The organism is Pseudomonas sp. PP3 (genome assembly GCF_905336995.1).
Taxonomy (GTDB): domain Bacteria; phylum Pseudomonadota; class Gammaproteobacteria; order Pseudomonadales; family Pseudomonadaceae; genus Aquipseudomonas; species Aquipseudomonas reinekei.
In genome coordinates this window covers 1,798,627-1,811,486 of record NZ_HG995459.1, presented here as the reverse complement: position 1 = coordinate 1,811,486, position 12,860 = coordinate 1,798,627, and the positions used below count along the sequence as shown (strand labels likewise).

12 protein-coding genes are annotated in these 12,860 nt (G+C 59.3%); 10 read left to right on the top strand and 2 right to left on the bottom strand.

Annotation, left to right across the window (positions count from 1 at the left end; genetic code table 11):
- Positions 1–95 precede the first annotated feature (95 nt).
- Together KHO07_RS08435 and KHO07_RS08430 are read left to right on the top strand one after the other, a co-directional pair.
- Positions 96–881, top strand: coding sequence for an outer membrane protein OmpK (locus KHO07_RS08435; protein WP_212626908.1), 786 nt, complete (start codon positions 96–98; stop codon positions 879–881).
- Positions 882–1,257: 376 nt separating this feature from the next.
- On the top strand, positions 1,258–2,043 hold the full coding sequence (locus KHO07_RS08430; protein WP_150702857.1) for an outer membrane protein OmpK: 786 nt from the start codon (positions 1,258–1,260) through the stop codon (positions 2,041–2,043).
- Between the two features lie 98 nt (positions 2,044–2,141).
- Here KHO07_RS08430 and KHO07_RS08425 read toward each other — a convergent pair whose 3' ends face one another.
- Entirely contained in the window at positions 2,142–3,296 is a 1,155-nt protein-coding gene (locus KHO07_RS08425; RefSeq protein WP_212626907.1) for a patatin-like phospholipase family protein, read from the bottom strand.
- A 35-nt stretch (positions 3,297–3,331) separates the two neighbouring features.
- The gene (locus KHO07_RS08420; RefSeq protein WP_150735266.1) at positions 3,332–4,264 is read right to left on the bottom strand and encodes a lipid A biosynthesis lauroyl acyltransferase; all 933 of its coding nucleotides are present in this window, start codon (positions 4,262–4,264) and stop codon (positions 3,332–3,334) included.
- Between the two features lie 118 nt (positions 4,265–4,382).
- Between KHO07_RS08420 and minC the strand changes: the two genes are divergently transcribed.
- The 8 genes from minC (at position 4,383) to KHO07_RS08380 (ending at position 12,167) form a co-directional block, all read left to right on the top strand.
- Complete coding sequence (gene minC / locus KHO07_RS08415) at positions 4,383–5,120, top strand: septum site-determining protein MinC (RefSeq protein ID WP_075948782.1); 738 nt, start codon at positions 4,383–4,385, stop codon at positions 5,118–5,120.
- 200 nt (positions 5,121–5,320) lie between these two features.
- Positions 5,321–6,133 (top strand): septum site-determining protein MinD, encoded by an 813-nt coding sequence (minD, locus tag KHO07_RS08410; protein WP_090453967.1) that lies wholly within the window; start codon positions 5,321–5,323, stop codon positions 6,131–6,133.
- 3 nt (positions 6,134–6,136) lie between these two features.
- Entirely contained in the window at positions 6,137–6,391 is a 255-nt protein-coding gene (gene minE, locus KHO07_RS08405; protein WP_007974947.1) for a cell division topological specificity factor MinE, read from the top strand.
- Between the two features lie 191 nt (positions 6,392–6,582).
- Positions 6,583–7,218 carry an RluA family pseudouridine synthase gene (locus KHO07_RS08400; RefSeq protein ID WP_212626906.1) on the top strand — a complete coding sequence of 212 codons (636 nt, stop codon included), beginning with the start codon at positions 6,583–6,585 and terminating at the stop codon, positions 7,216–7,218.
- A gap of 154 nt (positions 7,219–7,372) precedes the next feature.
- A complete protein-coding gene (locus tag KHO07_RS08395; protein ID WP_150735265.1) occupies positions 7,373–8,215 on the top strand; it encodes a hypothetical protein in 843 nt (280 codons plus the stop codon).
- Between the two features lie 85 nt (positions 8,216–8,300).
- On the top strand, positions 8,301–9,590 hold the full coding sequence (locus tag KHO07_RS08390) for a M18 family aminopeptidase (RefSeq protein ID WP_075948768.1): 1,290 nt from the start codon (positions 8,301–8,303) through the stop codon (positions 9,588–9,590).
- A 165-nt stretch (positions 9,591–9,755) separates the two neighbouring features.
- Positions 9,756–9,932 (top strand): hypothetical protein, encoded by a 177-nt coding sequence (locus KHO07_RS08385; RefSeq protein WP_167371518.1) that lies wholly within the window; start codon positions 9,756–9,758, stop codon positions 9,930–9,932.
- A 78-nt stretch (positions 9,933–10,010) separates the two neighbouring features.
- Positions 10,011–12,167: a mechanosensitive ion channel domain-containing protein gene (locus tag KHO07_RS08380; RefSeq protein WP_212626905.1), complete on the top strand. Its 2,157-nt coding sequence runs from the start codon at positions 10,011–10,013 to the stop codon at positions 12,165–12,167.
- Positions 12,168–12,860: the final 693 nt, after the last annotated feature.

The following is a 12,860-nucleotide window of genomic DNA, read 5'->3' as shown; positions in this document are numbered from 1 at the left end:
CATGTTGGATGTTCTGGCCTCTTCGCCAGCAAGCCGGCTCCTACAAGGGTTGGGTTTTCCTGCGCCTTTAAAATAACAACAAGAGGGAGCAACAGATGATTCGTACACAAACCAGCATGCTGTTGGGCGGTGGACTTCTGGCGGCGAGCCAGGCCATGGCCGGCGATTTACTGCTGTGGCAGACCAACAGCCTGAGCTATCTGTACGGCAAGGATTTCGCGGTCAACCCGTCGATCCAGCAGACGATAACCTTTGAACACGCCGACCGCTGGAAGTACGGCGACAACTTCCTGTTCGTTGATAGCACCTACTACAACGGCGAGAAAGACCGCAACAAAGGCTCTCACGCCTACTACGGCGAGTTCAGCCCGCGCCTCTCCTTCGGCAAGATCCTCGACCGCCGTTTCGAATTCGGCCCGATCAAGGACGTGCTGCTGGCCATGACGTACGAGAATGGCGAAGACGACACCGAGGCCTACCTGATTGGCCCGGGTTTCGACCTCGCGATCCCCGGCTTCAACTTTTTTACCCTGAACTTCTATCACCGCCAGACCGAAGGCTCGCGCCCCGGCGACGATGTCTGGCAGATCAGCCCGGCCTGGTCTTACACCATCCCGTTGGGCAATTCGAGCCTGCTGATCGACGGCTACATCGACTGGGTTGTGGATAACGACGAGAACTCGCGCGGCACCTACCACGCCAACGTACACGTCAATCCGCAGATCAAATACGACCTGGGCAAAGCCCTCGGCTGGCGGGAGAAGCAGGTATACGTCGGCGCCGAGTACAGCTACTGGAAGGACAAATACGGCATCGAAAACAACGGCAACCTCGACACTAATGAAAACACCACCAGCCTGCTGGTAAAGGTGCATTTCTAAGATGACCCGCAACCGTGCCCCAAACCTGTCGTCGGTGCGCTGTTGCGGGGCACTTGAGACCTGGCCGAGGAGTCAGTATTCTCCGCGACCGCCTGAATCCGCTTTAAAAAAAAGCCCGGATTTAATTCCTGACCAGAAAGCCAACTTATCCCGGCTCTGGACGGTATCAAGGCATCCCCAAACCACTCTCAATCGACTGTTTTTGAGCAGCCGAGCGGGAGTTTTTTTGTTTTTCGAATGCCTTGGCGCAGCTCTTGCTAACAGCATGAAAGCTGACCGAATGGATGATTTTTTTTGCAGCTACAGAAAAAGGCGCCACACCAGAGCGCCGACCTTAAAAAAACACGTGGAACACCTACTTTTTGGGAGCAACCGAATGAAACGTACGTGCACTAGCCTGATGCTGGCGGGTTCGATGCTGGCTGGGGGACAGGCCATGGCGGGCGATCTGCTGCAATGGCAAGACAACAGCCTGACCTACCTCTATGGCAAGGACTTCCAGGTCAATCCGCGCATTCAGCAGACGGTGACCTTCGAACACGCCGATGGCTGGAAATACGGCGACAACTTCTTCTTCATCGACAAGATCTTCTACAACGGCAAGGAAGACTCTTTCGCGGGAGAGAACACCCACTACGGCGAGTTCAGCCCGCGTTTGTCGTTCAACAAGATCTTCGATCAGAAGCTGGAATTCGGCCCGATCAAAGACGTGCTGCTGGCCATGACCTATGAGTTCGGTGAAAACGATACCGAGTCCTACTTGATCGGTCCGGGTTTCGACCTGGCCATTCCTGGCTTCGATTACTTCCAGCTGAACTTCTACAACCGTCACACCGAAGGCAGCCGCGCGGGTGACGATGTCTGGCAGATCACGCCGGCCTGGTCCTACACCATCCCGGTGGGTGACTCGGACGTGCTGATCGACGGTTTCATGGATTGGGTTGTCGACAACGACGTGAACGACAAAGGCGAATACCACGCCAACCTGCACTTCAACCCACAGATCAAATACGACTTGGGCAAGGCGCTGAACCTGGGCGCCAAGCAGTTGTACGTCGGTGTCGAGTATGACTACTGGAAAAACAAGTACGGTATCGAAGACAGCCAGGGTTTCAAGACTGATCAGAGCGTGACCAGCTTCCTGGTCAAGGTTCACTTCTGATTTTGTAGGAGCGAGCTTGCCCGCGATGGACGTTAACGAAAACGCGTGTTTCCTGATTTCACGCGTTGCCCTTGATTCCATCGCGAGCAAGCTCGCGCCTACAGCAACCCGAGAAACCGGCACAACTCCCCGCGCTTGGCCAACGCATCCCGCCGCCCCAACTCAATCAATTCGCTGCAATACCCCGCCTCGAACAGCAGATAACTCAACACCCCCGCCCCACTGGTCTTGGTCGCTCCCGGTCCGCGCAGGAACAGGCGCAGTGCCGCCGGCAGTTCCTGGCGATGGCGTGCAGCGATCTCGTCGATCGGCTGACTCGGCGAGATCACCAACACCTCCACAGGCGCCACGCCCAAGGTGCGTGTCGGGGTACCGTCGGGCATGAGGTGGCTGAACTGATTCAAGCGTCGCAACAATTCGATGTCGCTTTCCAGGCTGTCGATGAACGTACTGTTGAGCATGTGTCCACCGATTTGCGCCAGCGTCGGTTGCTGCCCGGTGTAGGCGCGTTGCAGGGGTTGCTCGGGGTCGACGCCACGCGGGTTGCCACTGACGCCCACCACCAGCACACGACTGGCGCCCAGGTGCAGCGCCGGGCTGATCGGTGCTGACTGCCGCACCGCACCATCGCCGAAATATTCTTCGCCGATCTTTACCGGGGCAAACAACAGCGGAATCGCTGAACTGGCGAGCAGGTGATCAACGGACAATTGCGTCGGCACGCCAATCCGGCGATGGCGCAACCAGGCATCGATGGTGCCGCCGCCCTGATAGAAGGTCACGGCCTGTCCCGACTCGTAACCGAACGCCGTCACCGCCACCGCCTGCAACTGCTTTTGCGCGATGGCTTCGGCGATACCGTTCATGTGCAACTTGTCGTTGAGCAAACCGCGCAGTGGCGAGCTGTTGAGCAGCGCCACCGGCACTTGAGCACCGAGGCCCAGCAAGCTGTGGCTGACAAAGCGGCTGGCCTGACGGATCACGCCAGGCCAGTCACTGCGCAGCACCAGATGACTGCGAAAGCCCTGCCAGAACGCGGTCAAGCGCTCGATGGCAGCGCGAAAGTCCGTGGCCCCGCTGGCGAGGCTGACTGCGTTGATCGCCCCGGCCGAGGTGCCGACAATCACCGGAAACGGATTGTCCGCGCCCAAAGGCAAGAGCTCGGCAATCGCCGCCAGCACGCCCACCTGATAGGCCGCCCGAGCCCCGCCACCGGAAAGAATCAACCCTGTTACCGGTTCAGCAGGACTCATCGCAACGCTCCATGGTGCATGTCGGTATCGGCCGTTCAGCCGCGTTTTGCGTACAGCTTCGGCTCACCGGGCGGACGACTCTTGAAACGGCGATGCGCCCAAAGGTATTGCTCCGGACAATCGCGCAGCACGCCTTCGATCCACTGGTTGATACGCAGGCAGTCGGCCTCTTCGGTTTCGCCGGGGAAGCCTTCGAGCGGCGCATGAATCACCAGGCGATAACCGCTGCCGTCCGCCAGACGCTCCTGGGTGAACGGCACCACCAGCGCCTTGCCCAGCCGTGCAAACTTGCTGGTGGCGGTGACGGTCGCGGCCGGAATGCCGAACAGCGGCACGAAAATGCTTTGCTTGGCGCCGTAGTCCTGATCCGGCGCGTACCAGATCGCGCGGCCCGAACGCAGCAACTTGAGCATGCCGCGTACGTCTTCACGCTCCACCGCCAGCGAGTCGAGGTTGTGGCGCTCGCGCCCCTGGCGCTGGACGTAGTCGAACAACGGATTCTTGTGCTCGCGGTACATGCCGTCGATGGTGTGTTGTTGGCCCAGCAGCGCCGCACCTATTTCCAGGGTGGTGAAATGCACCGCCATCAGGATCACGCCCTTGCCTTCGCGCTGGGCCTGCTGCAAATGCTCAAGCCCTTCAATATGGGCCAGCTTCGCCAATCGCTCACGGGACCACCACCAGCTCATCGCCATTTCGAAAAACGCGATACCGGTGGAGGCGAAGTTTTCCTTGAGCAGGCGCTTGCGCTCAGCCGCGGACTTTTCCGGGAAACACAGCTCCAGATTGCGCTTGGCAATGCGCCGTCGGTCGCCCGCCGCGCGATACATCAAGGCCCCGAGCACGCGACCAAGCCACAGTAATGCCGGATAGGGCAGCTGCACAATCAGCCACAACAGCCCCAAGCCACACCACAGCGGCCAGAAACGTGGAGACAGAAAAGTTTTTTGAAAACGCGGGCGATCCATTAATACATCCGTAAAGACAATGGCCGCGCATTCTACATCGTTCGACCCGGCTTGCGGCCTGCGGGCGTTCTCGTTATAAGTCTCGGCACTTTTAGTGACAAGTCGTTGTATGCCGACCATGAGCCAAACCGAACCGCTAGACCAAGATCCCGTGTTCCAGCTGAAGGGCAGCATGCTCGCCATTACGGTGCTGGAACTGGCCCGTAACGACCTCGAGGGCCTCGACCGGCAATTGGCCGCCAAGGTCGCCCAGGCGCCTGGTTTTTTCAGCAATGCGCCGTTGGTCCTGGCCCTGGACAAACTTCCGGCCAGCGAAGGCGCGGTCGATCTGCCGGGCCTGATGCGTGTCTGCCGCCAGCATGGCCTGCGCACCCTGGCGATCCGTGCCAGCCGTATTGAAGACATCGCCGCTGCCATCGCAGTCGATCTGCCGGTGCTGCCGCCGTCCGGCGCCCGTGAGCGCGCGCTGGACCTGAACGAAGGCGTCGTCGCCAAAAAACCGGAGAAACCACCGGAGCCGACGATCAAACCGACAAAAATCATCACTTCGCCAGTACGTGGTGGCCAGCAGATTTATGCACAAGGCAGCGATCTGGTGGTGATCTCCTCGGTCAGCCCGGGGGCGGAACTTCTCGCCGATGGCAACATCCATGTATACGGCCCCATGCGTGGTCGAGTGTTGGCCGGGGTCAAAGGCGACACGAAAGCCAGGATTTTCTGTCAGCAAATGAGCGCTGAACTGGTCTCCATCGCCGGACATTACAAGGTTTCCGAAGATCTGCGCCGCGACCCTTTGTGGGGTTCGGGCGTCCAGGTCAGCCTGTCGGGCGATGTGTTGAACATCATTCGGCTTTAACGGATACTGCCGCATTTTCCAAGCATCTCTAAAACGTAGCGAAAACGGCTCAAACGAAGTAGGAAACAGGCCGAAAGCAGTGTTTACCGGGGGTAAACGCCGCTCAAAACCGAACTCCAGCCAAGGCTGTCCGACTGCAGTAGTTTTCAAGAGATGTTTTTCAGGGGCTAAAAGTCCTTTTTCCTTAGGGGTGAAACACCTTGGCCAAGATTCTCGTGGTTACATCCGGCAAGGGTGGTGTGGGTAAGACCACCACCAGCGCCGCTATCGGTACCGGCCTCGCTCTGCGCGGCCACAAAACAGTGATCGTCGACTTCGACGTGGGTTTGCGTAACCTCGACCTGATCATGGGTTGCGAGCGCCGCGTGGTGTATGACTTCGTCAACGTGGTCAACGGCGAAGCCAACCTGCAACAGGCCCTGATCAAAGACAAGCGCCTGGAAAACCTCTACGTGCTGGCTGCCAGCCAGACCCGCGACAAAGACGCGCTGACCGTCGAAGGCGTGGAAAAAGTCCTGATGCAACTCAAGGAAGACTTCGAGTTCGTGGTCTGCGACTCCCCGGCCGGCATCGAGAAAGGTGCCCACCTGGCCATGTACTTCGCTGACGAAGCGATCGTCGTGACCAACCCGGAAGTGTCCTCGGTTCGAGATTCTGACCGCATGCTCGGCCTACTGGCCAGCAAGTCCCGTCGCGCCGAACGTGGCGAAGACCCGATCAAGGAACACTTGCTGATTACCCGTTATCACCCGGAACGTGTGAGCAAAGGCGAAATGCTCGGCGTAGAAGACGTCAAGGATATCCTTTCGGTGACCCTGCTCGGCGTGATCCCGGAATCCCAGGCGGTGCTCAAGGCATCCAACCAGGGCGTTCCCGTGATCCTCGACGACCAGAGCGATGCCGGCCAGGCCTACAGCGACACCGTAGATCGCCTGCTGGGCAAGACCGTGGATCATCGATTCCTCGATGTACAGAAGAAGGGATTCTTCGAGCGCCTGTTTGGAGGCAACTAAGCAATGAACCTTTTTGACTTCTTTCGTGCCAACAAAAAGCAAAGCACCGCGTCGGTAGCGAAAGAGCGTCTACAGATCATCGTGGCGCACGAACGCGGCCAACGCAGTACCCCGGACTACCTGCCAGCCTTGCAGAAGGAACTGGTCGAGGTGATCCGCAAGTACGTCAATATCGGGTCCGATGACGTGCATGTCGCACTGGAAAGCCAGGGCAGCTGCTCGATTCTGGAACTCAATATCACCCTGCCAGATCGCTGAGTCGATCCGGCTGGAGCCACGGCGGCTCGATCACTTGAGCGCCCTATTTTTGTAGGAGCCGGCTTGCTGGCGATGCAGGCAGCGCGTTGTATCTGTTACAACGCGCTGATGACATCACCAGCAAGCCAGCTCCTACAGATAGGGAATCAAGTGATCGAGTCGCCGTTGGCGTTTGTTACGAGGCTGTTTTAATGCCGCTGTCCAACGTCCACATCATCCATCAGGACGCCGCCGTACTGGTGGTGAACAAACCCACCTTGCTGCTCTCCGTCCCGGGCCGGGCCGATGACAACAAGGACTGCCTGATTACCCGCCTGCAGGAAAACGGTTACCCGGAAGCCCGCATCGTCCATCGCCTGGACTGGGAAACATCCGGCATCATCCTGCTGGCCCGCGATCCCGATATGCACCGCGAACTGTCCCGCCAGTTTCACGACCGCGAAACCGAAAAAGCCTACACAGCACTGTGCTGGGGCCAACCCGAGCTGGACAGCGGCAGCATCGATTTGCCGTTGCGCTATGACCCGCCGACCAAGCCGCGCCATGTGGTCGACCATGAGTTCGGCAAGAACGCCCTGACCTTCTGGCGTGTACTGGAACGCTGCGGCGACTGGTGCCGCGTCGAGCTCACGCCGATCACCGGACGCTCGCACCAATTGCGTGTGCACATGCTTTCGATCGGCCATCCTCTGCTGGGCGACGGCCTCTACGCTCACGAGCAAGCCCTGGCCGCCTGGCCGCGCCTGTGCCTGCACGCGAGCATGCTCAGCTTCACCCACCCGCAAAGTGGCGAGCGCCTGCGCTTCGAGTGCCCTGCACCCTTTTGATAAGCGTGCGGCTTGCATCAAAAAGCCCTTCGATTGAAGGGCTTCTTTATGTCCCGTTACAAATAATGTGACATATAAATGGCGTGAAAATATTGTCATAAATTTGTAAAAAAACGTAAAATGCTAGCACTATGATAGTAGGCAGGATGCCCTCGTGCTCAGCAGTAAAGCGCTCCAATGCGACTACCCCATCACCTTTGTTGTCGGCAATACCACTCTGTACCTGACGGAGCAGCCTAGCGTCGAAGCGCGTCGGGCCCTGGAACAGCTGATCGAGAAACGCCGCTCGAACAAGCTCACCCGTGCCAGCGCACCACTGGCCTCGGGGTCTACTCCACTGTTTGCCAAAGTCCAGCCACTGGATACATTCAAGGCGAAAGTGCGGGTGACCCTGGGCAAACCACAGCGCAACGGTCGATTCGACTGGCCCCTCGAAGAGCTGAAAAACACCCTTGAAGCGCAACGTCGAGGCGTACAGATGCCGCCGCTGCAAGGCTTCGGCTACACGCGGGATCGGCTCGGGCTGGCCCAGGAATATTTCATCATCACGCAGTTGCTCGACGATCATATTGACGGCGTTCGCTGGCTCCAACGCAATCCGGACAAGGTCGAGGCCTTCATTCTCGATGCATTCGAACTGCTGAGCTCACTGGCCAGCAAGAACATCACGCACATGGATTTCTGGATCGGCAACATCATGATCCCGGAAGCCACGCACGAGCCGCTCAAAGCCATCGACTTCGAAAACTGCTTCGCCGGGAAAACCGCTCACCTGAGCGAGACCCTTGGATTCCAGTTGGGTTTTTTCTACCGCCGGGACATCTACAAACTCATCACCGAAGCCGATTACGATCGACTGGTGTATGAGTATGTCGAACAACTTTGCGGCATCTCCCGTGCAAAATTCGACGCTGTCTATTTTGCGAGCAAGCATGAATATGTGGGCCGCAAACAACGACGCGAAGTGTTTCTCAACGGCACACTGATCACCGGTTGACTCCACACGCGCGCCAAACGGCATTGTGTCTGCAATGCCGTGGGCCAATACGTTAAACTGGCGCCATTGCTGTCTGGAGCTACTTATGCGCGAAGAGTTGAACCAAGGCCTGATCGACTTCCTCAAGGCCTCCCCTACCCCGTTCCATGCCACCGCCAGCCTTGTTCAGCGACTGGAAGCGGCGGGCTATCAGCGCCTCGACGAGCGCGAGCCCTGGACCACCGAAGCCAACGGGCGCTACTACGTCACCCGTAACGACTCTTCGATCGTCGCCATCAAAATGGGTCGCCACTCGCCGCTGCACGGCGGCATTCGTCTGGTCGGCGCCCACACCGACAGCCCGTGCCTGCGGGTCAAGCCGCAACCGGAATTGCAACGCCAGGGTTTCTGGCAGTTGGGTGTCGAAGTCTATGGCGGCGCGCTGCTGGCACCGTGGTTCGACCGTGACCTGTCCCTGGCCGGTCGCGTGACCTTCCGCCGTGACGGCAAGGTCGAGAGCCAGCTGATCGATTTCAAGGCACCGATCGCGATCATTCCGAACCTGGCCATCCACCTCAATCGTGAAGCCAACATGGGTTGGGCGATCAACGCCCAGACCGAGCTGCCGCCCGTGCTGGCACAATTTGCCGGTGACGAGCGCGTCGACTTCCGCGCCGTGATCACCGACCAACTCGCCCGCGAGCACGGTTTGAACGCCGATGTGGTGCTCGACTACGAGCTGAGTTTCTACGACACCCAAAGCGCCGCCGTCATCGGCCTGCACGGTGACTTCATCGCCGGCGCACGCCTGGATAACCTGCTGTCGTGCTACGCCGGCCTGCAAGCGTTGCTGACTGCCGACACCGACGAAACCTGCGTACTGGTTTGCAACGATCACGAAGAAGTAGGTTCGTGCTCGGCCTGCGGCGCCGACGGCCCGATGCTGGAACAAACCCTGCGTCGCCTGCTGCCCGAGGGTGATGAATTCGTACGCACCATTCAGAAATCCCTGCTGGTCTCGGCCGACAATGCCCACGGCGTACACCCGAACTACGCCGACAAGCACGATGCCAACCACGGCCCGAAACTCAACGCCGGCCCGGTGATCAAGGTCAACAGCAACCAGCGTTACGCCACCAACAGCGAGACCGCCGGGTTCTTCCGCCACCTATGCATGGCCGAAGAAGTGCCAGTGCAGAGCTTCGTGGTGCGCAGCGACATGGGCTGCGGCTCGACCATCGGCCCGATCACCGCCAGCCATCTGGGTGTGCGCACCGTGGACATCGGCCTGCCGACGTTCGCCATGCACTCGATCCGCGAACTGTGCGGCAGCCATGACCTGGCGCATCTGGTCAAAGTGCTGAGCGCGTTCTACGCCTGCCGCGAGCTGCCATAAACCTGTAGGAGCCGGCTTGCTGGCGATCGGTACATCGCGGTCTTTACTGAATACTGCGGTGATGCAATCGCCAGCAAGCCGGCTCCTGCAACGGTTTCGCACCTGACCACCGGTCGCCCAAAAGCGCACTAGACTTAAATTATTCCTTTCGACAAGGCAGTCGCCATGATTACGATGTCCTCATTCCACGCCATGCTGATCCCCATTCTTATCGGGATGCTCATGCTGGCAGTCGGCTTTAACTTTCGTGACAAAAACGCCGGCGTACTCGCCATGTGGCTCGGCATGCTGTTGATCCTCGCCACGGTGATTTTCAAGATCCTCGCCAAACTCAACGAATAAATCCCTGACCCCGACTCGCTTTGAATTTGACGGGCTCGTACACTCGGTCGACCCGCTCACTCTGAGGTTGACCGCCTAGTGCCCGCTCGTCTTTTCGCTCTGCCGTACTTGCTCCTTGTCTGCTTGATGACGCTGCTGCCGATGGCGTCCGCCCAGGCCGTCGGCTTGCCGAGCCTGCTCAACAGCCCCTCGAAAACCCAGCCGGAGGCGCAGGAGCCTCTGGGGCAATCGCTGGACGAAGTGATCAAGTCCCTGGAAAACGATCAGCAACGAACCCGTTTGCTCGAGGACCTGAAGAAACTGCGCGACGCCACGAAAAAGGCGCAACCCGTCACCGAAGAGGGTGTACTTGGCCTGATTGGCGGCACGCTCGCCAGCTTCGAAAAACAATTTACCGGAGCCGACAGCCCGATCACGCGCTGGTCCTACGAGTTCGACCAGGCCAAGGACGAACTCAATGCGCTGATATTGCCGGCCAACGAATGGCTGCCGATCATCTTCGCGTTCGCCGTGATTCTGATGCTCTGGAGCCTGCTGGCGGCGGCGCTGATCTGGATCAGCCACCGGGTGCGCATGCGCTTCGGGCTGACCGAAGAACTGCCACAACACCCCAGGGCCGTGGACATGCTGCGCTTCGCTCTGCGCAAGCTCGGGCCATGGCTGATCGCCTTGGTCATCACCGTCTACATGAGCTACGCCCTGCCGTCGTCATTAGGTAAAAGCCTGGCCATGGTGCTGGCCTATGCGCTGGTGGTCGGCACCTGCTTCTCCGCAATCTGCGTGATCGCCTTCTCCCTGCTCGACGGCCCGCACCGCCACCGCGCCTTGTACATCTTGCGGCATCAGGCGTTTCGGCCACTGTGGCTGATCGGCAGCTTCGCCGCTTTCGGTGAAGCCCTCAACGATCCGCGCCTGATCGAAAGCCTCGGTGCACATCTGGCGCACACGGCCGCGACGGTGGCCAACGTCTTGGCGGCGCTGTCCACCGGGTTGTTCATCCTGCGATTCCGTCGCCCGATAGCGCACCTGATTCGCAACCAGCCATTGTCCCGCCGCCTGACCCGCCGCGCGCTCAGCGACACCATCGAAATCCTCGGCACCTTCTGGTACGTCCCGGCACTGGTGCTGGTGGGCATCTCACTGTTCGCCACTTTTGTTTCGGCAGGCGATACCAGCACGGCGTTGCGCCAGTCGCTGATCTGCACAGTGTTGTTGGTGTTGTGCATGGTGATCAACGGATTGGTACGCCGCCATTCACTCAAACCACAACGCGGGGTCAAACGCCACGCGCTGTATTCCGAACGCCTGAAGAGCTTCTTCTACACCCTCGCCCATCTGCTGGTATGGCTGGCCTTCATCGAACTCGGCCTGCGGGTCTGGGGCATGTCGCTGATTGCGTTCACCGAAGGCGAAGGCCATGAAGTCAGCGTCAAACTGTTCAGCCTCGCGGGGACGCTGATCTTTGCCTGGCTGATCTGGATCCTCAGCGACACCGCCGTGCACCACGCCCTCACCCGCTCCCGCAAAGGCCTGGCCAACGCCCGCGCGCAAACGATGATGCCGCTGATCCGCAACGTGCTGTTCGTGGCGATTTTCATCATCGCGCTGATCGTCGCGCTGGCGAACATGGGCATGAACGTCACGCCTCTGCTGGCCGGTGCGGGCGTGATCGGCCTGGCCATCGGCTTCGGCGCGCAATCGCTGGTGGCCGATTTGATCACCGGGTTGTTCATCATCATCGAAGACTCCCTGGCCATCGACGACTACGTCGACGTCGGCGGCCACCTTGGCACCGTCGAAGGCCTGACCATCCGTACCGTGCGCTTGCGGGACATTGACGGCATCGTCCACACCATCCCTTTCAGTGAAATCAAAAGCATCAAGAACTACTCCCGGGAATTCGGCTACGCCATCTTCCGCGTCGCGGTCCCCGCCAACATGGACATTGATAGCGCGATCAAACTGATGCGCGAAGTCGGCCAGAAAATGCGCACCGACCCACTGCAACGACGCAATATCTGGTCGCCGCTGGAATTCCAGGGTGTGGAAAGTTTCGAGTCAGGCAATGCGATCCTGCGCGCCCGTTTCAAGACCGCGCCGATCAAGCAGTGGGAAGTTTCCCGGGCGTTCAATCTTTCGCTGAAACGGCATCTGGATGAGGCCGGGATGGATTTGGCAATGCCGCGAATGAGTGTGCAGGTGATAACCGCCGGGGGTGGAGAGCAGAAGGAATAAGCGGCCGGCCTGGTTACCTGTAGGAGCTTTCGCAGCCTTTGGCAGTTCCTAAAGGGGTGGGTACATTCGATAGAGATTGGTCGGCTGTCAGGCCGCCATCGCCGGCAAGCCGGCTCCTACAGTTGGAATACATGCACTCGGGAAATTGGTCGGCTATCAGGCCGCCATCGCCGGCAAGCCGGCTCCTGCAGTTGGAATACATACACTCGGGAAATTGGTCGGCTGTCAGGCCGCCATCGCCGGCAAGCCGGCTCCTACAGTTGGAATACATACACGCGGGAAATTGGTCGGCTGTCAGGCCGCCATCGCCGGCAAGCCGGCTCCTACAGTTGGAATACAAACACTCGGGAAATTGGTCGGCTATCAGGCCGCCATCGCCGGCAAGCCGGCTCCTGCTGTTGGAATACATGCACTCGGGAAATTGGTCGGCTGTCAGGCCGCCATCGCCGGCAAGCCGGCTCCTACAGTTGGAATACATACACTCGGGAAATTGGTCGGCTGTCAGGCCGCCATCGCCGGCAAGCCGGCTCCTACAGTTGGAATACATACACTCGGGAAATTGGTCGGCTGTCAGGCCGCCATCGCCAACAGGCTGGCTCCCACAGATGATCGGCGCACACCCACTGCTTTCACCCACTCAACAGGCCGAGCGTTAGCTCGCCTGCAGCTTTTGATCTTGATTCACCCGCCCCC

Coding starts and splice junctions, on each gene's coding strand:
- KHO07_RS08435 (WP_212626908.1), top strand. CDS start 96: ATGATTCGTACACAAACCAGCATGCTGTTGGGCGGTGGACTTCTGGCG.
- KHO07_RS08430 (WP_150702857.1), top strand. CDS start 1,258: ATGAAACGTACGTGCACTAGCCTGATGCTGGCGGGTTCGATGCTGGCT.
- KHO07_RS08425 (WP_212626907.1), bottom strand. CDS start 3,296: ATGAGTCCTGCTGAACCGGTAACAGGGTTGATTCTTTCCGGTGGCGGG.
- KHO07_RS08420 (WP_150735266.1), bottom strand. CDS start 4,264: ATGGATCGCCCGCGTTTTCAAAAAACTTTTCTGTCTCCACGTTTCTGG.
- minC (WP_075948782.1), top strand. CDS start 4,383: ATGAGCCAAACCGAACCGCTAGACCAAGATCCCGTGTTCCAGCTGAAG.
- minE (WP_007974947.1), top strand. CDS start 6,137: ATGAACCTTTTTGACTTCTTTCGTGCCAACAAAAAGCAAAGCACCGCG.
- KHO07_RS08400 (WP_212626906.1), top strand. CDS start 6,583: ATGCCGCTGTCCAACGTCCACATCATCCATCAGGACGCCGCCGTACTG.
- KHO07_RS08390 (WP_075948768.1), top strand. CDS start 8,301: ATGCGCGAAGAGTTGAACCAAGGCCTGATCGACTTCCTCAAGGCCTCC.
- KHO07_RS08385 (WP_167371518.1), top strand. CDS start 9,756: ATGATTACGATGTCCTCATTCCACGCCATGCTGATCCCCATTCTTATC.